The 24,294-nt window shown below is 68.2% G+C and carries 21 protein-coding genes and 1 CRISPR repeat array; of the genes, 5 read left to right on the forward strand and 16 right to left on the reverse strand.

Translation table 11 applies throughout. From position 1 onward, the window contains the following. Positions 1-137 precede the first annotated feature (137 nt). The 11 genes from ACSTA4_RS18120 to ACSTA4_RS18170 all read right to left on the reverse strand — a co-directional run bounded on the left by ACSTA4_RS18120 (position 138) and on the right by ACSTA4_RS18170 (position 11,926). On the reverse strand, positions 138-1,460 hold the full coding sequence (locus tag ACSTA4_RS18120; RefSeq protein WP_444960304.1) for an MFS transporter: 1,323 nt from the start codon (positions 1,458-1,460) through the stop codon (positions 138-140). Then, a complete protein-coding gene (locus tag ACSTA4_RS18125) occupies positions 1,457-2,677 on the reverse strand; it encodes a 3-deoxy-7-phosphoheptulonate synthase (RefSeq protein WP_444960305.1) in 1,221 nt (406 codons plus the stop codon). The genes ACSTA4_RS18120 and ACSTA4_RS18125 overlap by 4 nt, the downstream gene beginning before the upstream one ends. Beyond that, entirely contained in the window at positions 2,677-3,864 is a 1,188-nt protein-coding gene (locus ACSTA4_RS18130) for an AMP-binding protein (RefSeq protein ID WP_444960306.1), read from the reverse strand. The genes ACSTA4_RS18125 and ACSTA4_RS18130 overlap by 1 nt, the downstream gene beginning before the upstream one ends. Beyond that, positions 3,861-4,151 (reverse strand): acyl carrier protein, encoded by a 291-nt coding sequence (locus ACSTA4_RS18135; RefSeq protein WP_444960307.1) that lies wholly within the window; start codon positions 4,149-4,151, stop codon positions 3,861-3,863. The genes ACSTA4_RS18130 and ACSTA4_RS18135 overlap by 4 nt, the downstream gene beginning before the upstream one ends. After that, entirely contained in the window at positions 4,148-4,522 is a 375-nt protein-coding gene (locus ACSTA4_RS18140; RefSeq protein ID WP_444960308.1) for a hypothetical protein, read from the reverse strand. The genes ACSTA4_RS18135 and ACSTA4_RS18140 overlap by 4 nt, the downstream gene beginning before the upstream one ends. A gap of 61 nt (positions 4,523-4,583) precedes the next feature. Then, positions 4,584-6,299, reverse strand: a complete 1,716-nt coding sequence (locus tag ACSTA4_RS18145; protein ID WP_444960309.1) for a prenyltransferase/squalene oxidase repeat-containing protein — start codon at positions 6,297-6,299, stop codon at positions 4,584-4,586. Continuing rightward, on the reverse strand, positions 6,296-7,606 hold the full coding sequence (locus ACSTA4_RS18150; RefSeq protein ID WP_444960310.1) for a phenylacetate--CoA ligase family protein: 1,311 nt from the start codon (positions 7,604-7,606) through the stop codon (positions 6,296-6,298). The genes ACSTA4_RS18145 and ACSTA4_RS18150 overlap by 4 nt, the downstream gene beginning before the upstream one ends. Next, on the reverse strand, positions 7,606-8,616 hold the full coding sequence (locus tag ACSTA4_RS18155; protein ID WP_444960311.1) for a hypothetical protein: 1,011 nt from the start codon (positions 8,614-8,616) through the stop codon (positions 7,606-7,608). The genes ACSTA4_RS18150 and ACSTA4_RS18155 overlap by 1 nt, the downstream gene beginning before the upstream one ends. A gap of 368 nt (positions 8,617-8,984) precedes the next feature. Further along, entirely contained in the window at positions 8,985-10,175 is a 1,191-nt protein-coding gene (locus ACSTA4_RS18160) for an AMP-binding protein (protein ID WP_444960312.1), read from the reverse strand. Then, positions 10,172-11,023 carry a hypothetical protein gene (locus ACSTA4_RS18165; RefSeq protein WP_444960313.1) on the reverse strand — a complete coding sequence of 284 codons (852 nt, stop codon included), beginning with the start codon at positions 11,021-11,023 and terminating at the stop codon, positions 10,172-10,174. Before ACSTA4_RS18165 ends, ACSTA4_RS18160 begins: the two co-directional genes overlap by 4 nt. A 180-nt stretch (positions 11,024-11,203) precedes the next feature. Continuing rightward, positions 11,204-11,926: an SDR family NAD(P)-dependent oxidoreductase gene (locus tag ACSTA4_RS18170; RefSeq protein ID WP_444960314.1), complete on the reverse strand. Its 723-nt coding sequence runs from the start codon at positions 11,924-11,926 to the stop codon at positions 11,204-11,206. 777 nt (positions 11,927-12,703) lie between these two features. Here ACSTA4_RS18170 and ACSTA4_RS18175 point away from each other — a divergent pair. The 3 genes from ACSTA4_RS18175 to ACSTA4_RS18185 all read left to right on the forward strand — a co-directional run bounded on the left by ACSTA4_RS18175 (position 12,704) and on the right by ACSTA4_RS18185 (position 15,613). Next, the gene (locus tag ACSTA4_RS18175; protein WP_444960315.1) at positions 12,704-13,510 is read left to right on the forward strand and encodes a DUF1684 domain-containing protein; all 807 of its coding nucleotides are present in this window, start codon (positions 12,704-12,706) and stop codon (positions 13,508-13,510) included. A gap of 55 nt (positions 13,511-13,565) precedes the next feature. Then, positions 13,566-13,943 carry a nuclear transport factor 2 family protein gene (locus tag ACSTA4_RS18180; RefSeq protein WP_444960316.1) on the forward strand — a complete coding sequence of 126 codons (378 nt, stop codon included), beginning with the start codon at positions 13,566-13,568 and terminating at the stop codon, positions 13,941-13,943. A gap of 104 nt (positions 13,944-14,047) precedes the next feature. Continuing rightward, a CRISPR array of direct repeats spans positions 14,048-14,503; the repeat unit is 29 nt; unit sequence CGGTCCATCCCCGCGTGCGCGGGGCTCAC. Positions 14,504-15,268: 765 nt separating this feature from the next. Further along, positions 15,269-15,613, forward strand: a complete 345-nt coding sequence (locus ACSTA4_RS18185) for a hypothetical protein (RefSeq protein WP_212643898.1) — start codon at positions 15,269-15,271, stop codon at positions 15,611-15,613. A gap of 221 nt (positions 15,614-15,834) precedes the next feature. Here ACSTA4_RS18185 and ACSTA4_RS18190 read toward each other — a convergent pair whose 3' ends face one another. Both ACSTA4_RS18190 and ACSTA4_RS18195 read right to left on the reverse strand, forming a co-directional pair. After that, the gene (locus ACSTA4_RS18190; RefSeq protein ID WP_444960317.1) at positions 15,835-16,107 is read right to left on the reverse strand and encodes a hypothetical protein; all 273 of its coding nucleotides are present in this window, start codon (positions 16,105-16,107) and stop codon (positions 15,835-15,837) included. Positions 16,108-16,225: 118 nt separating this feature from the next. Beyond that, positions 16,226-17,434, reverse strand: a complete 1,209-nt coding sequence (locus tag ACSTA4_RS18195) for a PLP-dependent cysteine synthase family protein (protein ID WP_444960318.1) — start codon at positions 17,432-17,434, stop codon at positions 16,226-16,228. A gap of 344 nt (positions 17,435-17,778) precedes the next feature. On the opposite strand from ACSTA4_RS18195, the gene ACSTA4_RS18200 reads away from it, so the two are divergent. Continuing rightward, positions 17,779-18,114 carry a hypothetical protein gene (locus ACSTA4_RS18200; RefSeq protein ID WP_444960319.1) on the forward strand — a complete coding sequence of 112 codons (336 nt, stop codon included), beginning with the start codon at positions 17,779-17,781 and terminating at the stop codon, positions 18,112-18,114. Positions 18,115-18,205: 91 nt separating this feature from the next. Here ACSTA4_RS18200 and ACSTA4_RS18205 read toward each other — a convergent pair whose 3' ends face one another. Beyond that, complete coding sequence (locus ACSTA4_RS18205; protein WP_444960320.1) at positions 18,206-18,823, reverse strand: TetR/AcrR family transcriptional regulator; 618 nt, start codon at positions 18,821-18,823, stop codon at positions 18,206-18,208. Between the two features lie 84 nt (positions 18,824-18,907). Here ACSTA4_RS18205 and ACSTA4_RS18210 point away from each other — a divergent pair, with 84 nt between their 5' ends. After that, on the forward strand, positions 18,908-19,657 hold the full coding sequence (locus tag ACSTA4_RS18210) for an SDR family NAD(P)-dependent oxidoreductase (protein WP_444960321.1): 750 nt from the start codon (positions 18,908-18,910) through the stop codon (positions 19,655-19,657). 215 nt (positions 19,658-19,872) lie between these two features. On the opposite strand, the gene ACSTA4_RS18215 is transcribed toward ACSTA4_RS18210, so the two are convergent. Both ACSTA4_RS18215 and ACSTA4_RS18220 read right to left on the reverse strand, forming a co-directional pair. Then, positions 19,873-23,682 (reverse strand): caspase, EACC1-associated type, encoded by a 3,810-nt coding sequence (locus ACSTA4_RS18215; protein WP_444960322.1) that lies wholly within the window; start codon positions 23,680-23,682, stop codon positions 19,873-19,875. After that, positions 23,682-24,074 (reverse strand): hypothetical protein, encoded by a 393-nt coding sequence (locus ACSTA4_RS18220; protein ID WP_444960323.1) that lies wholly within the window; start codon positions 24,072-24,074, stop codon positions 23,682-23,684. Before ACSTA4_RS18220 ends, ACSTA4_RS18215 begins: the two co-directional genes overlap by 1 nt. Positions 24,075-24,294 lie beyond the last annotated feature (220 nt).

Here is a 24,294-nt window from a genome sequence, read left to right on the forward strand (position 1 = left end):
GTCAAGGGAAATCACCAACACGGCCAGGCCTCTGTCCGCGAGCTCCTGAAGATAACGGGAGTTGCGACAGATGACGCGAAAGGCCCCGGTCAGGATAAAAGCCTCTCGGGAAGCGTGCGGTACAGGCGTGTTCTGTGTCATGTCTTCTCCTCTTCTCTCGGAGAGGAGGATTCCTCCTCCGCCAACTGATCCGGCATGGTGCGGAGTCGCGCGACGGGGGAGAGCGCGATCCACAGGGCTGACAGGAGGAACCCGGCAGCGGTGACGAACAGCGCCTCTCGGATCCCGATAATCGAGCCGAGCGCTCCACCCAGTAGAGCACCGAGGGGCATACTCCCCCAGGTCACCGTTCGCATCCCTGCGACCACCTTGGCCAGACGTCGCTTGGGAATGAGCATCTGCTGGAACGTCGCGACATTCGTGTTTCCGATAGTCATGAAGAGACCACCGAAGAAGAACATCACCACCATGATTCCCAAGGCCACGGCAGGCGGCCCCATGGCCAGGGGAAGCATGATCTGGAAGAGCGAAGACGCACCGTAGGCGACCGCGATGACCCGGCCGGGGCCGAACCAGTCCGCCATCCGCTTGGCGAGGGCGGCTCCGACGAGCGCACCGACCGCTCCCATTCCCAACACCAAACCCAGGGCCGAACTGCTCATGCCCAGCACCTGAAGCACGAAGAGCGGCAGCACGGTGTTGCGTGCCAGAAAGAACAGGTTGTTGACCCCGGAGCGGAGCGTGAGGAAGCGCAGGTACTTGTCCTGAGCGATGAAGCGGATCGAGGAGCGGATCTCCGCGAAGGTGTTTCCACGCTGTGTGGAGGGTTTGGGCTGCTCTTCGCTGCTGGACACGGACAGCAGGGCCAACACTGACATGAGACTGGCGAAGGCCCCGATCAACAGTGTGAACGGAGCGGTCATCACCTGCACGAGCACGCCGGCGGCCGCTGGGCCCCCTGACTGGGAGACGACGATACTGGCCTGGAGCTTGCTGTTTCCGTCCAGGAGCTGGTCCCTGTCCACCAGGGAGGGCAGGTAGGCGGTTCCTGCGACATCGAACAGCACAGCGAAGGTGCCCAGGGTGAAGGCGATGAGGTACAGGTGGTGGATTTCCAGGAAACCGGCCAGAGCGAGAAGTGGAATCGCCGCCAAGGTCAGGAACCTTCCCAGGTCAGCGGCGATGAGGACCGTACGTTTACGGCGACGGTCGATCCACACACCGGCCAGGAGCGTCACCACGAGGTAGGGGGCGAAAGCAGCGGCGTTGAGGAGGCCGAGCTGTCCCGCTGTCGCCCCGAAGACTTCTATAGCGGCCAGGGGGAGAGCAAGCGTGGCGAGTTGGGCACCGAAGCGGGAAACACTCTGGCCCGCCCAGTACTTGAGGAAGTCGAAATGGCGCCACAGGCTCGCGGCCCCTTCCCGCTCCCGTCCCGTGGTGTTCTCCGGCACGGTACTCATTCGTCTCTCCTGCCCTGCGCGGAGGGGGTATGCCGTCCTGCTTCGGCGGCCGTCCGCACCACCAGGGCAGCCTGATCCGCGTTCAGCCGGGGATCACAGGCGGATGTGTAACGCTCCAGCCGCGAACGCAGGTCGTCTGCCGTGTTCACGCATTCCATTATCGAGTCGGGTGAGGTCTCGAGATGGAGGCCCGCCAGACGCAGTCCGTACTCACGGAGCACAGACGCACACCCGCGCGCCTCGTACAAGATGTCCGACATCAGCCTGGTCTTCTGCCCGTAATGGTTGGATCGGGTGTTTCCGTGCATCGGGTCGCACACCCACAGAACCGTATTAGCGGATTCGCCCAGCTCCGACAGAAGACGAGGCAGTTCTTCTGTGACACGCTTTCCCATTCTGATGATCAGGCTCAGCCTTCCCGGAGGCCGCCCCTCGGCGAGGAGGCGGATCAGAGCAGTGATATCCGGTCCGTCCGCGTCCGGCCCCACCTTGACTCCGACGGGGTTGCTGATCCGCGAGGCGAAGGCGATGTGCGCACCGTCCGCCGCGCGAGTGCGCTCACCCACCCACAGGAAGTGGGCTGATGAACCGTAGACCTCGTCGCCCCTGTCAGGGCGGACCAGGGCCTCCTCGTAATCCAACAGCAGGGCTTCGTGGCCGGTGAAGGTCAAGGAGAAGGAGGCGTCGGCCGTTGCCGGCAGAAGGACGTCCTTCGGTACGAGTCTGCTCAGTGCCAGGGCCGTATGGTCATAAGCGGCGACCAGTCGGCGGGCGTCGTGGAGGCGGGCACGGGCCGTCCGCTCCGGCGAGTTGACGGCGTCTCCTCTGTAGACGGGGATAGGGGGTCCGTCAGCGACCTCCTCCACAGGACTGGACCGGGGTTTGGCGTACTGCCCCGCGAATCGGCCGACACGCACGACAGGGACACCGGTGGTCTCCTCCATCAGGTCGGCGAGGTCGGCCAGGAGCTCCGCCTTCTCCATCACCCGGTCGGGCGAGGAGTCCGCGAAGCGCTCGGCGCAGTCACCTGCCTGGAGCACGAGAGCCTCTCCGGCGGCTACCCGGGACAGCGCGCGCAGAAGGGAACGACAGGCTCCGGGACTGACCAGCCCGGGTCTCGAAAGGAGTGTGGCGACGACGCCGCCGATGTCTGTGGAGGGCTCCCAGACAGGTTGCTGGGGCGCGCGGGGGCGGGCGAACGCGAGACTCTGCGGCATCAGTTCTTCCGCTCGTCGGGCAGGGGCGGAGTGACGTGACCGGCCGGGGCCCGAAACAGGGCCTCCGGCTGGGACGCGAGAGGCGCCGCTTCTGAGGCCGTGGGACGGTCAGCGGGCTGTTCGGCGTCCCCTACCAGGTCATCCCGCGGGGTTCCGCGCACCGCCGGAACGGTCCCAGGGGACACGACGTGGTCGGCGGCCAAGAGCAGGTCCAGACGCACTTTGCCCGTCATGCTCCGGGGGATCCTCCGGACCCGGTGTACACCGCGGGGCTGCGGGGCGTCCGGAAGCGCGGCAGCCATGCCCTTGCGTACCTCTGCCTCTCCGACCGTCGATCCGACGTAGTAGAGGTCGTAGTGCTCAGCCCGGATGGCGTCACTCCTGGGCACGCACACCACATCGAGACGGGGCATCTCCTTTCGCAGGGCGGTTTCTATCCGGCTCAGGTACAGTCTCCTGCCGTTGACCTTGACAAGGCTGGTCGAGCGCCCCACCAGTGAGAAGCCGCCACCCTCCAAGGGGCGCACGACGTCGTCGAGAGCGATCGCCTCGGGTGCACACGCCTGGCCACGAGGGCGCGCCAGCCGGGGGCTGCTCACAACGAGGGGCTGTTCTCCGCCGGGGACGGGCGCTCCTTTGAGGTCAACGTCGGGAAAGGGCGTCCAGCGCTCCGGATCGGCCGGGCGGGGGGCAAGCGGACGGTAGGCGACAGCGCCTGTCTCCGTGGCCCCCAGGAGTTCCGTCGCTTGGAAACCGCTGCTCTCCAGTACATGTGCGGTCCTGTCGGCCTCCTCCGTCACCGGGCCGGCACCGTGGAACGCGAAGACACCGGGCAGAGAGCGCAACCGACTGGAGAACCTGCGCACCACCGCCCAACTGGAGGGGAGGCACGCCAACAGCACGCGTTTCCCGCTGGTCAGGTCAGGTGGGGTGAACGGGTCCTCCCACAGGTGTTGGACGGGTACGTCGAGGATCGCCGGCAGGACCTTCCCCATGAGGTAGCCGTACAGGTGCCTGGGCGGGGCGTAGTTGACCACCGTGTCCACGGCTTCGGGCAGGAGGGCGGCGAGCAGCAGCCCTTCCGCGCGCAGCTGTTCTCCCGTCCTGGCCCATACGGCGGGCTCTCCGGTGTGACCGGAGGTCGAGAAGAGGACCTCCTCCTCCGGGGCGGGGAGGGCCGCGCTCATCGTCCGTGCTCCAGCAGGGCACGGTCCTCCTGCTCATCGCGGATGAAACGAGCCATCCTCTCCACCGTGGAGAACCAGTACCGAACGTCATGCGCGACGAAGTCGACCTCGACGTCGAAGGCGGCCTCGACGGCGGTGATGCACTCCATCGCGGTCATGCTGTCGTAGCGCTCACCGAGGACCTGAGCCAGGTCCTCCTCCGCTCCGACGGTCATGACCTCTTCGCCCACACGTGCACTGAGCACGCTTCTGATGCGCTCCTGGAGGTCAGTGGGTACGGTGCTCATGCTCGTTCATCTCCTTGGCCGTGCAGGGCGGTGCCGTCAGCCCGGCGCAGCTCACCCTGGCGGGACGTGTAGGTGTAGACGTGGCCGGGTGCGGTGGTGCGGAACTCGATGTAGAGGAACGGCGTGTCCGGTTCCAGGCCGAGGGCTTCGGCGATCTCCTCGGCCAGACCGTCCCGGAACCTCTCATCCCGGTCAGGGCCCACATGGCACACGACGGAGGCGTGTTGGAGGACGCCCCTGCCCCGGGGCAGCGCTTCCAGGGGAAAGCCGCCGCTGAAGACCGTGGAGTCGGGGGCGTCGGCGAAGCGGACAACGGCGTGGGAGGGTGCGACACCGTGTCGGGAGAGCCAGCGGGTAACACGGACAGCCACGGCTCTGCGGGTCGCGGGTCGTGGAAGGGGGGTCGTGATGGTGATGGTCGGCACGAGAACCTCAGGAGAGAGTGAGCGCGGGCAGGCGAAACGAAGGGTCCCCGGCCCGTATGCGCAACAGACCGTGCAGGCATACGGCGAGAGGGTCCTCCGTGGCCGGGGCCAATGGGGACCATGCCGCTCCTGCGGGGGACGCCGTGCGATCGAGGTAGGCGGTCAGGTGCGCGGGCTCCACGTCCAGTCTGTGGAGGTCAGCGGTGACCACCGCTTCGTAGGTGGAGAGCAGGTCGGGCACCCGATTGCCCTCGTTGGCCCATCCGCCTCCGCGGACGCGGTGCCGAGCCAGGAGGGCGTCAGCGGTGAAGGGGTCCGCCCGGTCCAGAGCGTTGAGGATCCGGAGGGCGTGCAGACCGGGGCGGAGGGCGGGTCGTGCCCGTGGAACGTTGGCGTAACCGTCACCGGAGGCGCACTGGTCGACGAAAGCGGCCAGTGCGGACGAGGAGAAGGGGGTAGGACCGTCGGCCCCGGCGAGCCGGTGTATCTCCACCGCCGCAGCGGAGGAGACCATGTCAGAGCCGCGCCCATGCCAGTAGCCGAACCCGCCGTCGGGGTTCTGGAGTTCCGAAAGCCAGCGCAGTATGCGTGACAGATCCCGTGGGCTGTCTCGAAAGGCTCCCGCGGCCAGGGCCCAAGCCGTGCAGCGGATCTCCGCACCACGCCCGGGCATGTACATCACGCCGCCCTCGTTGGGCAGCAGACAGCCCTCCAGCCAGCGACGCAGTCGGGAGGTCAGGGGGTCGTCGTCTCGTGCCACGAGCGCGGCCGCGGCCGTGGACAAGGCGTCGGCCGCATACCCGGGCTCCCGGTAGGTGAATCCGCCCTCCGGGCACGCCATGGCAGCCAGTCCCTTGTCGACCGCGTCCGCCACGGGTTCGATCGGCGCGTCGAGTGCCTTCAGCGCGCCCACCGCGCAGAAGGACGCCCACACATCAGCCACCGCGTACCCCGGCCAGCGCAAGAAGGCTCCGGAGGAATCGCGCTGGGCCAGAATCCATTCCGAGCACGGCCGAGCGGGTTCCTCTCCCAAGGCGGCCAAAGCTCCCACAGCACGGTAGGTGGCCCACATACAGGGCACGTCCGCGCCCGGGGAGAACCGGAACCCTCCACTGGTGTCCTGTCGTTCCCTCAGCCAGGCCACCAGGGCCGGCACATCCCAGGGAGGTTCGGTGGAGGCCAGGCGACACAGGGCACGCCATGCGGCCACCCCGTAGTAGCAGGCGCGCACATCGGCCTCCCCCGCCCGGGCGTGGCCGATGGACCAGGCCAATCCGCCGTCCCTCGTCTGGAGGCGGCCGAGCCATGCGAGCAGCCTTTGACGATCGGGCACGTCGGCGCCACAGATCTCGACGGCGGTCCGGGTGGAGAAGTGGGTCGCCCACACCTCGGCCTCCTGCCCGGGCGTCATCGCGTAGGCGTCGCCCGTCCAAGTGGTGCGCAGCCAGTCGAGAGTACGGTCCGGGTCGGGGAGTCGGTGCCCCAGATCGGTGAGGGCGGAAGCGCTGTAGAAGGTGGCCCACGCGTCGGAGGGCATGCCCCGGCTCCACGCGAAACCCCCGTCGGGGTTGCCGCGGCTCAGAACATAGTCGGCGGTGGCGTCAGCGCCCACGACACCGTCGGCCCTGCCGAGCCAGGTCATGGTGCGTACAGCCGCGTAGGTGCACCACAGGTCCGGCCCGCCCTGGGCGGGGACGTCCGGCAGTAGTCCGAAGTCGCTCACCGCGCCTCCACCACACGGATGTTGGAGCGCTTCCAGCTCTTCTGGGATCCGCCGCTCTTGGTGTTGGTCGGCAGGGAATTGACGAAGGCCACCTGGTCCCACGTGAGACCGCTCCGCTCCCGGGAGAGCGCTTGCACGGCATGCGTGTACCGGGGCTCCTCGTACCGGTCGGCACCGGGAAGGCGTTCGAGCAGCAGCCGTGCCCAGCTCCCCTCCTCGGCGGTCTCCAGCAGATAGCCGGTGACGGGAGCGGCCTCGTAGACGATCTCCTCCACCGCTCGCGGTGACAGCACGGTGCCGTGCACGCTTATGGTGTCGGTGGCCCTGCCGAGGACGCGCAGCACGGGTGTCGCCCTGCCGCAGGAGCATCCCTGCTCGACTTCGACCCGGTCGCCCGTGTCGTAGCGCAGCAGAGGCCTGGCGTACAGGTTGAGAGGTGTGACCACGAGGCGGCCCCTGGAACCGGGAGCAAGCGGTTCCACCGCTCCCTCCGTCGCCACCTCGGCGTAGTTCGCGGCGGTGAGCATGTGCAGTCGGTCCCTGCCGCAGGCAGCGGCCAGGGTGCCGGTCTCGGTACTGCCGTAGCTGGCGTCGTAGGCGGTGGCGCCCCACCAGTCACCGAGGCGGCGGCGCATGGCGGGCACACTGACCTCCCCCAGCAGCATGAGGGAGCGCACCGACGCCCTCAGTTCCTCCAACAAGCCGCGTTGCTTGAGAAGACGCGTCAGTTGCAGGGCCACCCCGGGGGCGACGAGAAGGACCGTCGGCCGCAGTTCCCTCCACAGACCGATGATGCGGTCCCAGCCGGTGATACCAGTCGTGAAGGGATAGGCCCGGGTGTACGGCAGGTCGAGGTACTCGCATACCGAGGCGACCAGGTCGCCGACGGGGACGATGTCGGAGGGCAGGAGGTTGAGCACTCGATCACCGTGTTCGAGCACGTCGCCCCAAGCGTGTGCGACTGAGACGGTGTTCCATACGACGTCCTCCGCCGTACGGGGTGTCGGGGTCGCGCCGCCGGTGGTCCCGGTGGTCTCGTGGTACCGGATGCAGGCGCCCAGCGGCACCGCGGTGAAGTTCCACGGTTCGGACTTGAGGCGTTCCTTGGGGGTGACGGGCAGGGAGTCGAACGCTTCCGGGGAGTATCCCCCGATCCCCTGGTAGGCGGGTGAGGCCAGAGCACGCCGCCAGGCCGCGGCGATCTTCTCCTCGTAGAAGCCGGTGGTAGGAACGGCGCTCTGGAACTCGCTGAACTCGTTGCGCGCTTCGAGAAGTACTTCCAGGCGTTCTTTGGAATGGATGAACATCAGGTAGAACTTTCATGGAGGGTGGCGAGTGAGGGATCCGCGGCATGAAAGACACAGCCGACCCGGGAGCCGTCTCCCAGGAAGCGGATGTCCTGCTCCTGGTCGAGCAGTCCCTTGACAAACCCCCCGCTGAGGCCGGCCTTCGTGACGAACAGTCCCCAGTGGAGGAAGCACGTGGAGGCGGGCTCCGATCCGCCCGGCGGAAAGAAGCGCTCGGCGACCGAGGGCGCCCGGCTCTGGACGATGAAGTCACCCCCGAGGGCCTCCTGCACCAGGCCCCGCCACTCCTCGTCCGAACACATCCAACCGGCGCGCACTCCCTGGCCGGCGTGTCCGACGCTGGGTTTGAGCACCAGGTCCCCACGATGGGCGAGGACGTGTTCCAGCAGACTCCCCTGTCCCTCCTCGCGTGTGCGGGCGTCCCGCAGGGAGCGGGTCCAAGGCAGCAACCGCTCCACCGCGCCCCGTTCGTCCGGGGGGAGGAGTTGACGACCGGCCGGTTCGCTGAGCATCGCCATAGCGGCCTTCGTGCCGTACAAGTCGGCGTTGAGCGGGGAGAAGAGGCCTACCGCGTCGTCTCGGACCGCTGCGATCAGAGGGGCCAGGAGGTCGAGAGCCGCCGGGTCCGCGGCGACGGTCTTGAGCAGGAACGTACGGTAGACGACGTCGACCTTCGTGCCGTGTGCGGTGAGTCCCCCGGCGTCGTATTCCAGGTCGGCGACGGTACAGTTCACCAAGCGGAAACCCAGCTCCGTGAAGAGGTCCGAGAAGAGTGAGGCGTCGACGGCGACCGGAGAGGTCGTCCAGTGCACAAGGGCGACCGTAGGGCGGTCCCCGCGCCCGGCTCCCGCGGTGGCCAGGAGGGTATCGGCCATACAGGCGAGAGGATCGACATAATACAACCCCTCCTCCTCGGCGAATTTCCGGAAGTGGGGGTCGGCCAGGACTGCTCGGCACAGTTCCCCGAACTCGAAGGAACCGAGGGAACTGGAGGTGTTGAACTCGACCATGCGGAATCCGCCGGGGCTGCGTACCAAGTCGGCCCGGCCGAGAGGGATGGTGGGCCCCGACAGGGCTTCCAGGAGCGGGGGTACCGCAGGCTGTATCCAGCCCAGAGCCCGCGCGAACTCCTTCTCGTCCCCGTCGAAGAGCCTGCCGGGCAGAGAGTGCAGAGCGCGTAGGACCAGTGTTAGGTCCCGGTCCAGGCTTCGGGTCTGTTCAGCGTCGAGAATGGCCGGACGGGACAGCAGGGTTCGGGGGAACCAGGAACGGAAGCGGTCATGGGCGGGGGTGTCCGGGTCCAAGGCCCGGTGAGAGGACCTCGCGGAGGCCAGGAAGGCACGAGTCGGCCTGTTCTCGTGAACGGGGGCGGGGGCGGTCACGTGTTCACCCCTTCCCTCATGAGGGGGAGCCCGGCCTCGCGGCGCACCAGCGGCAGGACCTTGTCGCTACTGGGGCTGCGCTCGACGTCCTCCACCCGGAGGAACCTCAGGGCTTCGGGCGTGTGCCGGTCCAAGATGCCCATCCCGTCAATCCGCGAGGCCATTTCCGCCCTGACCGCCTCCTCGTCGGCGGGGCCGGTGAAGCGCAGTTCCATCAGGAGGGCCGCGGCAGGCGCTCCCTGCTCGTGGTGCAGTACCACCTGGGCCTCGCCGATGTCCTCGACCTGCGCCGCCTGTCGCAGGACATCGCTCGCGCGCAGCATGCTGCCGTAGAGCTTGAAGCTGTCGTCGGCACGGCCCAGGACGGTGAAGCCGTCAGGTGATCCGCAAGCGCACGCGGCCGGGCCGATCCGGTCCCCCAGGCGGAAACGCACAGCCGGGACCGGCCAGCCCTCTCCGACCCGGGTGAGCAGAGCACCGTCGTGGTCGGTCTCCAGGAGTTGTCCCGGCAGAAGGTGCAAGGTGCCCGGTTCGCACAAGGGGTTGCTCACACCGATGACGAAAGTCTCGATGGAGCCGTAGTTGCCCCACAGTCCTGCTTGGGGGAAGACCTGCGTGATGGCCGTGTGCCTGGCCGGGGTCATGGGCTCCCCGGTCCAGATCACGGTGCGTACGGGGAGCCGGATTCCCGCGGTGTGCAGGGCCGTGCCGAAGCGGGCCAGGAGGTTGGGGGTCCCGCAGAGCGCGTTGACTCCCATATCGACGATGGTGTCGGCCCACTCCTCAGCGTCTTCGGGCGTAAGCCCCCCGATGGGCGCGACGGTGCTTCGGGAGTGGAGGGCCAGGGCGTTGTAGAAGTACTGCGCTCCCCACATCCGTCCGGTGGAGAACATGTTGAGCAGCACGTCCCCCTCACCGAGGGGACTCCAGTGGGGCAGGATCCGGGGCAGGCCCATGTCAGGTGAGATCACCGTCAATTTCGGCGTACCGGTGGTTCCACCGCTGGAGACGACCAGACCTCCCTTGGAGGCCGCCAGGGTTCGGGCAGCGAACCGTACCCGCGCATGGGCCCAAGGGGTCAGGTCGTCCAGGCTTTGGAGAGAGGGCGCCTCGTCGGCACCCGTACCGAAGGCCCACTTCCTGGCCTCCTCCAGAACCGACTCCGTGTCGATGTGGCCGATACTCACGGCCCTTCCCTTCGTCGCAGGTGGGCATCGTGGCGGCGCCCGTAGGCTCGGAAACGTGCACCGACCACTCGTTCGACGGTCGCGGGCTCCTCGAACAGGGCCGAGACCGCACCGTCCAGTTCGATTTCGGAGAACCACATGCGTCCGTCGGCGGTGCGCAGCAGATCGACGCACACGTAGGGCAGGTCGAAGCGTTCCTGGACCAGGGCGAGGAGGTCGAGCACGGCGGCATCGACCCGTGTGCGGCCAACGGTGGAGCCACCGCGGCTGACGTTGGCGACATGGGCTCCCTGATCGGGAATGCGGTCGTAAGCCGCGACGACCTCCCCCTCCACGGCGACCACACGCGTGTCCGCGACGACCTCTCCCACCGAGGGTTGGACGAGCATGGCGGCTCCGCTGCCCGAGGCAAGCCCCAGAACGGCATCGAGCGTGGGCCTGTCCGGGCAGAGCACGCAGCCCAAGCCTCTGCCCCAGGAAGCGGGTTTGACGAAAAGGGGAAACCAGTCGTCCGGCACCAGGCCCTGGTAACCGAGCCTGTGTACGTCACGGCCCGCTGTCAGGCGCAACGACGGAATGAGTGGTAGGGGCGAGCCCACCAGCGCCTTTGCGGTGGCGTACTTGTCATTGAAGACGACGGCCGCGGGCAAAGGAATAGCAAGCCAGAAACCAGCCGTCTCCAGAGAGGAGACCGCGGTCATGTTCTGCCAGATGTCAACGGCATGAGTCGGACCCGAGCGTATATCGTAGACAATAATATCACGCTCGGGCAGGAGCTGTTCGTCCTTCCAGCGAACGCAGTCGTCTTCGAAAATTATGTGCTCGGGATCGATCACCCCGAAGTCCATGCCCACAGCCTCGGCAGCCTTGGCGTACTGGGGCCAGAAGACACCGGACTCCCACTCGGAGTCCGCTTTTGAGCCACGATCGGGAAATAAGTAAGTTACCCTCTTCCGCGCATGCGGAATAGGCGATTTCGATTTCACTCAAAAAACCTCAGAGCTACTCGTCTCCCGGCCGCACCAAGATCAGCGGCCCAGGAGGGATCCGCCGTTGACACCGAGCACCTGCCCAGTGATCCACGACGCCTCCGATGAGGCAAGGAAATGGACTATGGAAGCGATGTCACCGGGAACACCCGCTCGCTTGACGAGCGACTCCGCCACCAGACGGTCATGTCGGGCCGAACGGCCCTGCTCGTTGAAGAACTCCGTGTCCTGGACATAGCCCGGGCTGACGGTGTTGACGGTGATCCCGTCGGGTCCGCCCTGGCCAGCGAGCCCGAAACCCCATCCCACCAGCCCGGCCTTGGCCGCGCCGTAGGCGCCTCCTCCCCGGTGAGCGGCGATGGAGCTGATATTGACCACCCGCCCTCCGGGTCGGGAGACGCTCTTCCACAGGGCTTCGGTGATCATCATCGCCGACAGGAGATTGGCATCGATCGTGCGGCGGTAGGTTTCGAAGACGCCCTCCAGACCGGTCGTCCCGTTCTTCACGATCCCGCCCGCGTTATTGACCAGGACGTCCACGGGATCGTCGGCGATCTCCTCGGCTGCACGCAGTACCTCGTCGGGTCGGGTCAGATCACAGGCCACCGCCCGGATCTGGCGTTCGCGGTTTTCCTCGACCACACGATCCAGGACGTCCTTACGGCGCCCCAGGATGAACACCGAACTCCCGTCCTCGGCGAACCTCTCCGCGATCGCCCTGCCAATACCGGTGCCCCCACCGGTCACAACCACCCTGCGCACAGCTCTCCAGACATAAAAAATGGAACAAAAAGAGGAATTACTTCCGAACGCACACCACATGGACATCACAACCCCATGGGCGCCACAGCCGGAACAACCGCAGACATTAATATCAGCCGCACACAGGGCACGCAAGAGCATCGATAATCATTCACTCACGGAAAGTAACCAGGATAGCGCTCCCGAGAGAACACGCGTTAACACACTTCTGTTCAGATAAGCGGGTTCCAACTGGCCAGACACGTGGGGCGCGAAGGGCCATCCGAAATACCGGGGGCGCCGGAGGCCCGCACTGCCACAGAGGGTGAAGGCTGGCCACATTAGGCCATTGAGCCCATACATGGGGTCAGAGGACCATTGGATATATCCGAAAGGGCATCAGGTCCGATGCGGGTAAGCCCCTGCCATCGACAGCGTGGACAGAACCACGCTCTCAAGCCAGAGGGTGTTGGCGGCGGTTCTGGCCAGCGACATCCGGAGCGGCTTGGCCGCGTTGCCCACGCGCAGGGCCGCCGAGTAGTCCGTCCGCGCACGATGTTTTCGGCAGGCGGGGTGTCGTCGAGGGTGACAAGGCTGTGCATGGCGACAGCCGGGGCGTTGCGGGAGTGCCGCTGTCGGTCACGAGGGCCGAGGGGCACGAGCGGGCCAGCATCAGCGCGCCGTTCAGGCCCGTGCCGCGACGGGCGGTATTGCGCGGCGGGCAGCGGGCCGGGCCACCTTCTTGCGCACTAAGCAAGAAGCTGTGCGTCAGGGGCATGGCAAGTCTACGGTGACGCCATGACCACACCGAAGATGCCCGCAGAACACGAAGCCTGGCGCCGGAGCCGGTGGGAGGAGATCGCCGGAGCCGACGGCAAGGCCAAGGTCGTCGTCACCGCCAGGATCACCGGCCCGGGTCCCCACACGATCCCCGGGGTCCCCGGCCAATGGCGCACCACCGCGGCAGGGGCCCTGACCGTGACAGCCGAGGCCGCCGACGGCGTGCGGGTGGCCGACAGCCCGGTCGACGGGACGAGCCCCGTCCCCTCCGGCAGCTCCCTGCGGTTCCCCGACGACCGGGTCGGCTTCGCCAGCGGATCGGGCGGCTCCTACGGCCTGGTCGTCATGGACCAGGGCCGCGTCGAGCGCACCGGACTCACCGGCATCGACACCTTTCCCTACGACCCCGCCTGGGTCCTCACTGGCCGGTACCGGGCAGCTCCCGAAGGGCGCCGGATCGAGGTGCCGCGGCTGACCAGCCCGCGCAGCACCGAAGCCATCCTGGCCCCCGTCGACCTGGTCGTGACCATCGGCGGCACCGAACACGTCCTGGCCGTCCTCCAGGACTTCCCCGATCAACGGCTGATGATCTTCACCGACGAGACCAACGGCGATTCGACGCCGACGATCGGCCGCTGGCTGATGCTGCCGCTGCTGGAGCCCGGCAGCACCCTGACGGTCGACTTCAACAAGGCGACGCTCTCGTACCACCACCTGAACCCGGACGTGTTCGTCTGTCCGCTCCCACCGCCCGGCAACCACCTGCCGATGCTCGTCGAGGCCGGCGAGCGCGCCCTGGTCCACGCCGCCACCGGCCAGAACTGACACGGCCCATCCCCGCCAGGACCCGTCAACCCACTCACACCGAAGGAAGACCCGTATGAGCCAGGACCTGAAGGACAGGGCCATCAGATACCTCCGCGCGCTGGAGAACCGCGACTGGAAGAGCGCCAGGGGCCTGTGCGCCGAGACAGCCACCGTCTGGCACAACGACGGCAAGGGCGAGCAGTCCATCGAGGAGAACATCGCCGGGATGGAAGGGCTGATGGCCACCATCGAGTCGATGCGCTACGACGTCCTGCGCCAACTCTCCCAGCCGGGCGAGGTCCTCCAGCAGCACGTGATCCACGTTGCCACCACCAGCGGCACGCGCGGCGAGGTCCACGCCGCGCTCTACTTCGGCTTCGACGACGCCGGGCGGATCAGGCGCATCGAGGAGTACGCCAACTTCATCCCCGTCGGCGACCAGGAAGGCTGACGGCGGCGGCCAGCACACGCTCCTCAACGTCGCGGCGCACAGCTCGCGGCGCGGCGTTGGGGGGTGCCGTCGTTCACCGTCGTCGATAAGAGCGGCAACCGGGTGGAACCATCCCCGCGTGCGCGGGGCTCACCACCAGGTCTGGCAGGACGGGGCGTGGAAGACCGGTCCATCCCCGCGTGCGCGGGGCTCACAGAACAATGGGTGGTACAGACGTGGTCTGCGTCGGTCCATCCCCGCGTGCGCGGGGCTCACCTGGTCGAAGCCAACGTCACCAGGAACAACACCGGTCCATCCCCGCGTGCGCGGGGCTCACTTCGAGGGAGACGGGGAGCCCTGCGGGCGCCGCGGTCCATCCCCGCGTGCGCGGGGCTCACCCCATCGTCATGACAGAGGACCTGTGGAAGGACGGTCCATCCCCGCGTGCGCGGGGCTCACGCCCCGTCCCGTGCCAGCGGCGCGGACGCATCCGGTCCATCCCCGCGTGCGCGGGGCTCACCCGGGTATGAGATCGCATTCGTAGGTGGAAACCGGTCCATCCCCGCGTGCGCGGGGCTCACGGTTAACGACCTGCAAAGACGCGGACCGTTATCTCCCCGCAATCTTCTCTGGGGCATGCAAGCCACCCTTGTGGCCCGCGTGCGTCCATCCTCACACAACAGGAGCGAAGGAACTGCTCCATCGTCCGATCAAACTCCTCAGCCGGGACGAACGGCAGACATGAAACGAGCCGAGTAGTACGGCCCCTCAACGGGCTCTACGCGGATGGTCGTACCCGTACGAGGAGCGTTGTGCGGGTCCGCCCGCCCGTCGTCGTTGCCGTCGGCACCGAACTCCGCCCACCGGGCGGACAGGAGCTGGGTGACGCCGAAAACCGAAGGAAGCCCAGCTGACAGCAGCGCGCAAAGGGCTCACGGACTGCGAGCAGAACGCGGGCGAAGCGCTGGCAGGAAGCTAGCACAAGGCACCCAGGTGCAGGGTCGGAGTAGGCAACCTCTTCTGGGCGACTGTCCGCCGATAGCTCCAAGAAGAGCTCTGAACAGCGATGACAGTGTTCGCGGGAGTGCTGACAGTGGAGTCGGTAGACGCTGTCAGCAGCCGTTTTGTCGGGCCATGACCGAATTCCTGGGGATGGCGATTGACGTGCGCTGACACAAATAACTCATGCCCTCACCGATGCCATAGAGTCACCTCTCTCTGACCTCGGCCTGCGCACCTCCATGCACAGCAACGAAGGAGAGGTAGCCAGATGACTACAAATATAGATCTTATTTTGTGGCTATCTTTGCATATATGATGATGCCAGACCTCCCGGGAAGGGCGTTATGGCAAGCAGCTACGAAGAACTAAGCAAGGTCGTCGAGGACAACGGCGGTATTGCCGCCACCCCCATGTCCACCCTCAGACTCATCAACGGAGCCGCCCGGCTGGGCCCTGGTGTATGCGCCACCATCAGCAAGGAACTCCAGAAGCACGGCCTCGGCCATATCCCCAGCAAGCTGCCCGAGTCCTCCATCGAAGAAGTACGCGTCTACAGGCTCGGCACGCAGATCGCCGACACAGTCGACGCGGTTCTGCGTCCCTCGCACGGAGGGGACGAGGTGCTGCGCACTGCTGGAGGCGCTGCCGCTGACCAGATCGCCCGTATCAAAGCCATCATCAACGAGTAGTCGGACTACGCAATGCCCGCTCCCAGCGGAAGAGGGGAGCGGGCGTTCTCTCGTCAAGCAGGCGACCTGCCGTAGTCGCTCATCGACTCGCCGGTTTCTTCGTCGAGGAAGAGCGCAGTAGAGCTCCGGCCTCCGAAGCGGACGGCGTCGTGGCCGATCGCCGAACCGAGCCCCGGGGCCGCGAAATCGCGGCAACCGCACCGAACCCTTCCCCCCGGTGGTCAGGCGTCGAGGTCGGCCGCGGCGATGACGTGCGCGGGCGGTGACTGGATTCCGAGCGCTCGTGCGATAGCCGGGATCTCCGGGTCAGCGAGGAACCTGTCGTAGTCCTCCGCGTCCCAGTCGAAGAACGACCACACCCTGTAGGGATCGTCGGGATCGAAATAGGCGTGAGCGCCCCGACAGCCGTACTCCCGCCGCTTCTCCACGCCGGTGGTGGCGAAAACCTCCAGGAACCGATCGGGGTCGGCGACCCTCGCGATGGTGACGATCACGGCCTGCCTCCCAGACGTCGCAAACGGCTTGTCACCGTCGGCCAACACCGTAGACCGTAGAACCTCGACTTCGACTGAGGTCAAGTGCTCGCGCCAGCACCGGGCACGGCGGCCGTCCTCAGGCCTTCCTCGCCTCGGGAACGCCGGGGGCCGCGGGCTCCTTCCAACGGCCGGTCGAGAGGAAGTCCTCCAGCACCTTGGTGTACGGCTTCAGGTCGAGCTTGAGCTGCTTCTCGACCCACGTGTCGTCGTAGTAGTTGTGCATGTACCGCTCGCCCTGGTCGCACATGAGCATGGCGACACTGCCCTTCTCCCCGTCCGAGAGCATCTCGGCGACGATCCGCAGCGCGCCCCACAGGTTGGTCCCGGTCGAGGGCCCCGCACGGTGGCGCAGCCGGGAGAGGAGCAGGCGCATGGCCGCGATCGAGGCGGCGTCGGGCACCGCGATCATCCGGTCGACGACGGCTGGCAGGAACGAGGGCTCCACCGTCGGACGCCCGATCCCCTCGATGTGGGAGGGCTTTCCCTTGATCCAGGTCGAGGGGTCCTTGGGCCACTGGCTCTTGGGGCGGCCCTCGTTGACCGTCCAGTTGGGGAAGAACGCCGAGTTCTGCGGGTCGACCACGCACACCCGGGTGTCTCGGCGGCTGAAGCGGATGTGGCGGCCGATGGTCGCGCTCGTGCCCCCGGTGCCCGCTCCCACCACGATCCACTTGGGGTCGGGATGGCGCTCCTCTGTGATCTGCCGGAAGATCGTCGCCGCCACGTTGTGGTCGTCGCGGTAGTCGTAGGCCCGCTCGGCGTAGGTGAACTGGTCCATGAAGTGGCCCTTGGGGGACTCCGCGGCCAGGCGGGCGGCCTCCTTCTCGATGTCGCCGTCGGGCCCGGGGTTCCTGACCTCTCCCCCGTAGGATTTGATGAGCTCCACCTTCTCCCGGCTGGTGCTCTCGGGCACCACGGCCGTGAACTTCAGTCCCAGGAGCTTGGCGAAGTAGGCCTCGGAGACCGCCGTGGAACCGCTGGAGGCCTCGAACACGTGCGTGCCGGGTTCGATCCACCCGGTGCACAGCGCGTGCAGGAACAGCGCGCGGGCCATGCGGTGCTTCAGGCTGCCGGAGGGGTGGACGGACTCGTCCTTGACGTAGAGGTCGATGCCCCACTCCACGGGAAGCGGGAACTGGAAGACGTGCGTGTCCGCCGAGCGCGTGGCGTCGGCGTGCAGAAGACGGACCGCCTCCTTCACCCAGGCCCGTTTGCGACCGTCGTAGTGGTCGACGATGCGCGTGGCGACGGCGGCGGTGTCCTGCTGGCTCTGTGTCGTGGTCATGAGCCGGAGCTACCCCCGCGCAGGTCACAGGGACCGGCGCGGGGGAGAAATCGCTGTTCAGGCTTCCGATTCCGTCCTGTTTCCCTGTCTTGGTCCCCGGCTTCGCGAGCGGTTTCGGCTCCTCCGCTTCGAGCAATCCGGGAGGGCCGCCACACGGCAGCACAGGCCGCGGTCTTCCCGTCCGGAGGAGCGGCGGTCGTGTCCGCCCACCGCCGACGGAAGGCCGGGTAGAGCATGGCCGGAAACGGCCACACCCCACCCGAGCTGGCGGAACGGTCGCACGGTGCTGGCCCGGCACGCGCCGCGGAGCCCGTTCGTCACCGGGCCCGTGCATGATCGGGGCCATGGAACGCTGTGACTTCTGTGAACTCCCCATCGGTGGCGGCTGCGCGTGCTCGCTCGTGCGCGAGGCCCGAAACCCCCGCGTCCAGAACGGTGATTCCTCCCTGGGCGACGCGCACTTCCCCGGGGGCACCATCCTCATCTCGCCGCGCGGCGTGGCCCACCGCCCGGGCTGCCTGCACCAGTCCGACTCCGAGATCAAGGCTCCGCTCTGGGGCTGGATCCCCGAGCCCGACCCGCAGCTGTGGCGCCGCCTCAGCGAGGGCTCACCCGCCCAGGCCACGCACGGCAACACCGAGCGGCTCGCCACACGCCGCTGCCAGAGCTGCGACAGCTGAGGAAAGAGGTGCCCGTGACCGCCGGTCACCATCGTCCGCCCGTCCTGCCCCGCCCGGTCAGCTCAGTCGGAAAGAAGGGGCCAGAAAGGGGTCAGAGGGGCGGCCAGGTCCGCAGGGCGGCGTCGGCCATCCGCTGGAGTTCGTCCCGGTCGGCGCCGCTGATGGCCTGGACGGAGATGCCGTTCGCCATGGTCATGAGGTAGCGGGCGAGCACTTCCGGATCGGCGTTCGGGGGCAGGTCGCCTTCGTCGACGGCCCGTCGGAACCGGTCGCGCAGGCGTGAGAGGTTCTCGACGCGCCAGGCGCTCAAGGTGTCGCGGGCAGGCGGCCCGAGGTGGCTGGTGGCCAGGAAACCCTGGACACCCAGACATCCGGCGGGGCAGTCCGGCCGGGTGGACACCTCGATGGAGCCGTTGAGGTAGGCCGTGGCCACCTCCCGGGCCGTCGGCTCCTCCAGCGCCCGGGTGCCGTAGGAGGCCGGGCCCTCGGCGTAGCGTTCCAGGGCCTTGCGGAACAGCTCCTCCTTGTTGCCGAAAGCCGCGTACATGCTCGTCTTGGTGATGCCCATGGCGCGGGTGAGGTCGGTCAGGCTGACACCGGCGTAGCCGTGCTCCCAGAACATCGCCATGGCTCGTTCCAGGGCCTCTTCGGCGTCGAATCCCCTCGGCCGGCCCACCGGCGCTCTCTTGATGCCCTCCACACGCAGCATCCTACCACTTCTGTACCGATCGGACTGGAAGTGATGTAGCCTCATTCTGTTCCGATCGGAACAGAATTCTGTGGAGGCCAGACCATGCAGAGACTGCAGAACAAGACCGCCGTCGTCACCGGCGGAGGAACCCGGGGAATCGGCCGGGCCACCGCGGCGCGACTGGCGGCCGAGGGCGCGCACGTGTTCATCACCGGGCGGCGCAAGACCGAGCTGGACGAGGCCGCCGAGGTCATCGGTTCCGCGGTCACCGCGGTGCCGGGCGACATCACCGACCTGGCCGACCTGGACCAGCTGTACGCCATGGTGCGCGAGCGCGGCCGGGGCCTGGACGTGCTGTTCGCCAACGCGGCCGCCGCCTCGTTCGCGACGCTGGAACAGACCGCCGAGGAGGAGTACGACCGCATCTTCGACGTCAACGTCAAGGGCACGCTCCGCACCGTGCAGAAGGCGCTGCCGCTGCTCAACGACGGCGCCTCGGTGATCCTGAACGCCTCCACCACCGTCGACCGCGGCACAGCGGCCTTCGGCGCCTACGCGGCCTCCAAGGCCGCGATCCGCTCCTTCGCTCGGACCTGGGCCAACGAGCTGAAGGACCGGGGGGTCAGGGTCAACGCGATCTCACCGGGGCCGATTGACACCTCCGGCATCACCGAACTCGCCGGCGAGCAGAACGCCGCGGCCTTCAGGGAAGGCCTGGTCGCCGACGTGCCGATCGGTCGGATGGGCCGCCCCGAGGAGGTCGCCGCCGCCGTGGCCTTCCTCGCCTCCCCGGACAGCAGCTTCCTCCTGGGCGCCAACCTGTACGTCGACGGCGGAGCGAACCAGATCTGACAACGTGTCCCCTTCTGCCCGACAAGAGGGGACCACTCGGCCGCGTCCCGCCGACACTCCGCCGCGCAGGTCGCACCGAGCGGGGTACCCATGCGTCAGAGGAGTGCCGCCCCTGGCCGCTCCCGACCGACCTGCCAGCGGACTCCGGGGCTGATTCCACGAAGGTACGCGGGCGCCGTCCCCTCCGGTTCGGTGGAGGGGACGGCGTCACGCGGTCACGCTCTCACCGGGCACGCCTGTTCCTCGTCGGCGTCCGCGTGTCGGCCGAGCAGTTCCACCGCCACCGCCTCGGGTTCGGTCAGGCAGCGCCAGGCGGGAACCCGTACCGTAGGCAGCCCGGAGACCGCCGCGAACAGGGCGACCCGGTCAAGACTCCGCTGGAGGGTCCGGCCGGGAGCCGGGGAGGCGGTGCCGCCAAGACCGGCACTGTCAACGATCACTGCCGTCCCCCGGTCGGTGTCAGCGCCCGGGGCCGTGCCAGCGTCCGTGTCAGCGAACCACAGGTCGCAGACGTACCCCTGAACGCGGTGACGGGCCCTCACCCGGACCCCGTGACCGGCCAAGGCCTCGAACAACCGGTTCCCGGCCTCGTCGAGGGTCCTTTCCGGGCCGAGGGCGTCCTCGGCGGCCAGGTCGGAGAGCAGACCCCCTTGCTCGGCCCAGTACTGCCGGTCACCGACGACGTACAGGCGGGAACGGGCCCGGGTGACCGCGACGTTCCACAGGTTCTGCTGTCGCAGCGCCCACTGGCCGCTGTGCCGATGCACCCCCGTGGCGGCCGCGGGAGAGACGACGACCACGTCGCGTTCTCCGCCCTGGAAACGGTGCGCGGTGCCCACCCTGATGCGTTCGAGTCCCCCGTGACCCAGTGCCCGCTCGATCTGGCGCACCTGGGCGGCGAACGGGGACACCACGCCGATACTCACGTCGGCGGGCAGCGTCCGCCACAGTTCGCGCAGGAGACCGACCACCGCATCCGCCTCGATCCGGTTGCGGCAGGAGCGCCCCTCGGGGCGTTCGCAGTCCCCGCGGACATCGATCCACCGAACGGCCGGGTCCTCCGGCACCGCCAGGGCGGCCGTGTCGGTGCGCACCGCCAACCGGTCACCGTAGAAGCGCCGGTTCACCGAGGCGACGATATCGGGGTGGCACCGGTAGTGCTCGTCCAGCCAGAGCACCTCACCGCCGCCCGCCACCAGAGCGGAGGCGGCCGCGTGGTAGGCGGAGGAACCGGTGTAGGTCAAGGAGCGCTCCTCGCCCTCGGACCGGCTCAGCCCGTGGACGGCCTGGAGCCTGCGATCGTCCTGCGCGGACAGCGCGCTCACCGGCTGGAGCTGATGCGGGTCACCGATCACCAGCGCCCGCCGCGCCCGGTAGAGCAGCGGAACCAGGTCCGCGACAGTGCACTGGCTGGCCTCGTCGACCACCACCAGGTCGAACAGGCCCGGTTCCGGCGGGAAGACCCCGCGCACCGACCTGGAGGTGGTGGCCCAGGCCCTCACCACGCGTACCAGCGCCTTCATGCCCTTCCAGCCGCTGTCCCCCGACGCCAGGTTGCGCAGCCGCTCCTCGATCACGGCCCTCCCCCGGGCCAGGGACTGCGCGAACCGGCCCAGCAGGAACTCCCTGCTCACCTTCTGACGCTCCGCGCGCAGTGCGCGCACACGCTCAGCCGTCTCCTCCGGCGACGGTCGCCCTCTCCTCCGTTCGAGCAGTTCCCTCCACTCACGCTCGATCACCAGGAAGGCCAGTACCTCAGCGAGCTCACGCTCGGTACCGGCGATTCCGAGTCCTCTACGGACCCACCAGCGGTGCCACCATCGGGCCCACCGGGACTCCAGCGCCGCTCCGGTCCTGCGAGCCCAGTCGCCCACCTGCCGCTGCCCCGCGAAATCGGCAGGGGTGACGCCGTCGGGCAGACGCCGGATCTGTCGCTCGCGGGCGTCGGCCAGCGACGCCAGGCGCAGCTCGGTCTCCTCGACGTCCGCCAGCTCACGCTGGGCCTCCTCCAGTCCGCGCTGGTGGGCGCTCAGGCGCGCGTGCGCGGTGGCGGAATCCACGGGCCCCCACTCGGCCGCGAGCAGCGCGTTGAGGATCTCGGGTTCGGCGGCACGTCTGGCCCGGTTCCCGGTACGCACCATCAGGTCCGCCTCCGGGCCGATCCGGTTGACGCGCGTGACCACCTCGTCCACGGCGGTGTTGTTGGTGGAGGCGACCAGGACGGACTGGCCCGCGGCGACGGCGGTGGTGACCACGGAGGTGATGAGTTCGCTCTTGCCGGTACCCGGCGCGCCGGTGGCGACGGTCAGGGTCCTGCTCATCGCCGATGCCAGGATCTCCTCCTGGGCGGTGTTGCTGCGGCCGGTGACCACGGGCAGGGCGGTCTCGCACGAGCGGACCGCGTGCTGTGGGTCGGACAGCGCGGCCAGGGCCGTGCCGGGCAGGGACTGGATCCGGATACCCTTCCGTCCCTCGCGGTGATCGAGATCGCCGACGAGCTGTTTGACCGCCGCGCCGGCGGGGTCGGCCCGGTACAGGAGGGCGGCGTTCTGCGCCCCTCGGCGCGCACCGCGCAGCACATCCACGGAGTCACGCAGCTCCCCGGCCGCGAGGTCGTCCACCCGCGGCAGGCCAAGGCGGGAGCAGACGGCACGCGCCTTGTCCGCCAGACCGGCGACCCCGCTCCCGGCCCAGTCGGCCTCGAACCAGTCCACCAGTTCCTCGATGTCGCCCTCGTCGAGGTCGGCCACGGAGACCAGCAGTTCGCGGTTGAGTTCCGGTTCCCCGACCGGAACGAGAAAGGGCCCATCGGTTTCCTGGGCCAGTTCCACGTCCATGACGATCAGAGGGGCGAGTTTGGGCTTCGTGCCGCGACGGTCGCTGCTGACGGGGTCGAAGAGCACCGTCGGATAGCCGTAGCGCAGCGGACGCCCCTCCTTGACGGCCTCCCTGGCCAGGCTCTCGGCCCGCCCGGTGAGCGCCCACCGGTCCGCCGCACGGCTGAGAAGGACCTCCGATCCCATGGCGCAGACCGCCGTGTCCTGCCCGGTGGCGTCCGGTAGCTGTTGGAGGACGCTCTGCCGCGTCAGGCAGTCCCGCAGGTAGTCCAGGTAGGAGTCCCAGCGCCATCCCCCGGCAGCGCCCGGGGAGGGGTGTCCCACGGTCTCGCCCTGTCCGCGGCTCGCGGACGGACCGGGCGTGTGCCTCCTCGCCGCGCCCTCCTGTGCGGCCTCGGTCTCGTGGGACGCGGAGGCACCGGGGCCGGAGCGCCCGGGCAGGTCGGTCGCCGTGGCCGCACCGGTGTGGCGGGCCAGCACCAGCGCCCCGCGTACTCCCAGGGAGGAGACGGTGACGCGCTGGCCGTCCACGTGGTCCACCTCGCGGTGAACGTGCTGGTAGAGGTCCACCGCGTCGATCCATCCGTCGCCGTTGGCGTCGGGGGCCGCACCGGCGAGCCCTCGCACCACCGAGGTGCTGAAGGGCGAGGGTTGGACGCCGCGGGTGTTGTCACCCTCCCTGGCCCGTTCCAGAGCGCCTGATGCGGCGATGACGTAGGTGCCCGCGCCGTCGCTGAGCTGGCGTTGCAGGTCCAGGGGTTCGTCGTCGGCGGAACGGGTGGCGAACCCGTCGGCGAAGGCGCCGCCGTGACAGCAGTCGAGCAGCAGCACCTTGCTCCGCATCCGGGAGTCCTCCAGGAGGCGTTTGAGCACCTCCGCGGAGAGCGCCGTGGTCTCCAGCCGTGTTCGGCGCGTGTCCTTGACCGCCAGGTGCAGACGGCCCCTCTTGTCCTTGACGCCGTGCCCGGAGAAGGACACGAGCAGCAGGTCGTCGGGGTGCCCCGTGGACAGGACCTCCTCCAGTACCTCCATGGCCCCGTTTCTGGTGGGGTCGAGGAGGGTCTCCACCCGGTCGTAGTGGCCGTTGTCCTTGAGGACCCGTTGCAGGGCCGCGACGTCGGCGTGCGGTGAGTGCAGGTTCTCCAGGTCGTCGTAGCGGTTGACCCCGAGGAGGATGGCGGTGCGCATCAGGCGTCGACGCCCTCCGGCCCGGGGGCCGCGGGCCCGGGGCCCGCACGCAGGGCCCGGACGTAGGTCTCCACGTCCCCGGGCGAGACCGGCCCCTGCACGGTGACCTTGGCCCCCTCGACCTCGACCGTCACCGCCTTCTGACCGCTCTGTTCGAGCCACGTTCCGGCGAGGGAGACGAGCGCGGTGAGCACGGGTTTGAGCAGCATCCCGGTGACCAGCACGGCACCGGCCAGGGTCGCGGGGTCGGCCGACCGGGTGCCGGGGGCCGTGTCCCCCTCCGCGGCGCGGACCTCGTCGACGTCCAGATCCTCGAACAGGAGAACCAGGTCACGGGTGTGCCGGTCCGCCTCCTCCTCGGTGACATCGTCCTGGAAGTCGATCCTGGCCACCAGACCATCCGTAAGAGGCACCCGCACACGCTCCCCTCGGCGGGAGGGGGCCGCTCGGTCGCGGCCCGCTGGCACTCCGCCACGCAGGTTGTACCAACCGGGGCCCCTGCGCGTTCGAGGTTTTCCGTCTCTGGCCGCTTCCGGCCACTCCAGACACGAAAGCCCATAAAAGTATGGAAAGAACATATAGCGGGGCGGTTCTGCCAGTACGCTCATCACT

It is taken from the genome of Nocardiopsis sp. M1B1 (assembly GCF_052466615.1).

Excerpts from the sequence above, each read along its gene's own strand:
- ACSTA4_RS18195 (WP_444960318.1), bottom strand. The coding sequence starts at position 17,434 with ATGACCACGACACAGAGCCAGCAGGACACCGCCGCCGTCGCCACGCGC.
- ACSTA4_RS18210 (WP_444960321.1), top strand. The coding sequence starts at position 18,908 with ATGCAGAGACTGCAGAACAAGACCGCCGTCGTCACCGGCGGAGGAACC.
- ACSTA4_RS18150 (WP_444960310.1), bottom strand. The coding sequence starts at position 7,606 with ATGTTCATCCATTCCAAAGAACGCCTGGAAGTACTTCTCGAAGCGCGC.
- ACSTA4_RS18185 (WP_212643898.1), top strand. The coding sequence starts at position 15,269 with ATGGCAAGCAGCTACGAAGAACTAAGCAAGGTCGTCGAGGACAACGGC.
- ACSTA4_RS18120 (WP_444960304.1), bottom strand. The coding sequence starts at position 1,460 with ATGAGTACCGTGCCGGAGAACACCACGGGACGGGAGCGGGAAGGGGCC.
- ACSTA4_RS18205 (WP_444960320.1), bottom strand. The coding sequence starts at position 18,823 with ATGCTGCGTGTGGAGGGCATCAAGAGAGCGCCGGTGGGCCGGCCGAGG.
- ACSTA4_RS18165 (WP_444960313.1), bottom strand. The coding sequence starts at position 11,023 with ATGGACTTCGGGGTGATCGATCCCGAGCACATAATTTTCGAAGACGAC.
- ACSTA4_RS18175 (WP_444960315.1), top strand. The coding sequence starts at position 12,704 with ATGACCACACCGAAGATGCCCGCAGAACACGAAGCCTGGCGCCGGAGC.
- ACSTA4_RS18130 (WP_444960306.1), bottom strand. The coding sequence starts at position 3,864 with ATGAGCGCGGCCCTCCCCGCCCCGGAGGAGGAGGTCCTCTTCTCGACC.
- ACSTA4_RS18180 (WP_444960316.1), top strand. The coding sequence starts at position 13,566 with ATGAGCCAGGACCTGAAGGACAGGGCCATCAGATACCTCCGCGCGCTG.
- ACSTA4_RS18215 (WP_444960322.1), bottom strand. The coding sequence starts at position 23,682 with ATGCGCACCGCCATCCTCCTCGGGGTCAACCGCTACGACGACCTGGAG.
- ACSTA4_RS18125 (WP_444960305.1), bottom strand. The coding sequence starts at position 2,677 with ATGCCGCAGAGTCTCGCGTTCGCCCGCCCCCGCGCGCCCCAGCAACCT.
- ACSTA4_RS18155 (WP_444960311.1), bottom strand. The coding sequence starts at position 8,616 with ATGGTCGAGTTCAACACCTCCAGTTCCCTCGGTTCCTTCGAGTTCGGG.
- ACSTA4_RS18135 (WP_444960307.1), bottom strand. The coding sequence starts at position 4,151 with ATGAGCACCGTACCCACTGACCTCCAGGAGCGCATCAGAAGCGTGCTC.
- ACSTA4_RS18200 (WP_444960319.1), top strand. The coding sequence starts at position 17,779 with ATGGAACGCTGTGACTTCTGTGAACTCCCCATCGGTGGCGGCTGCGCG.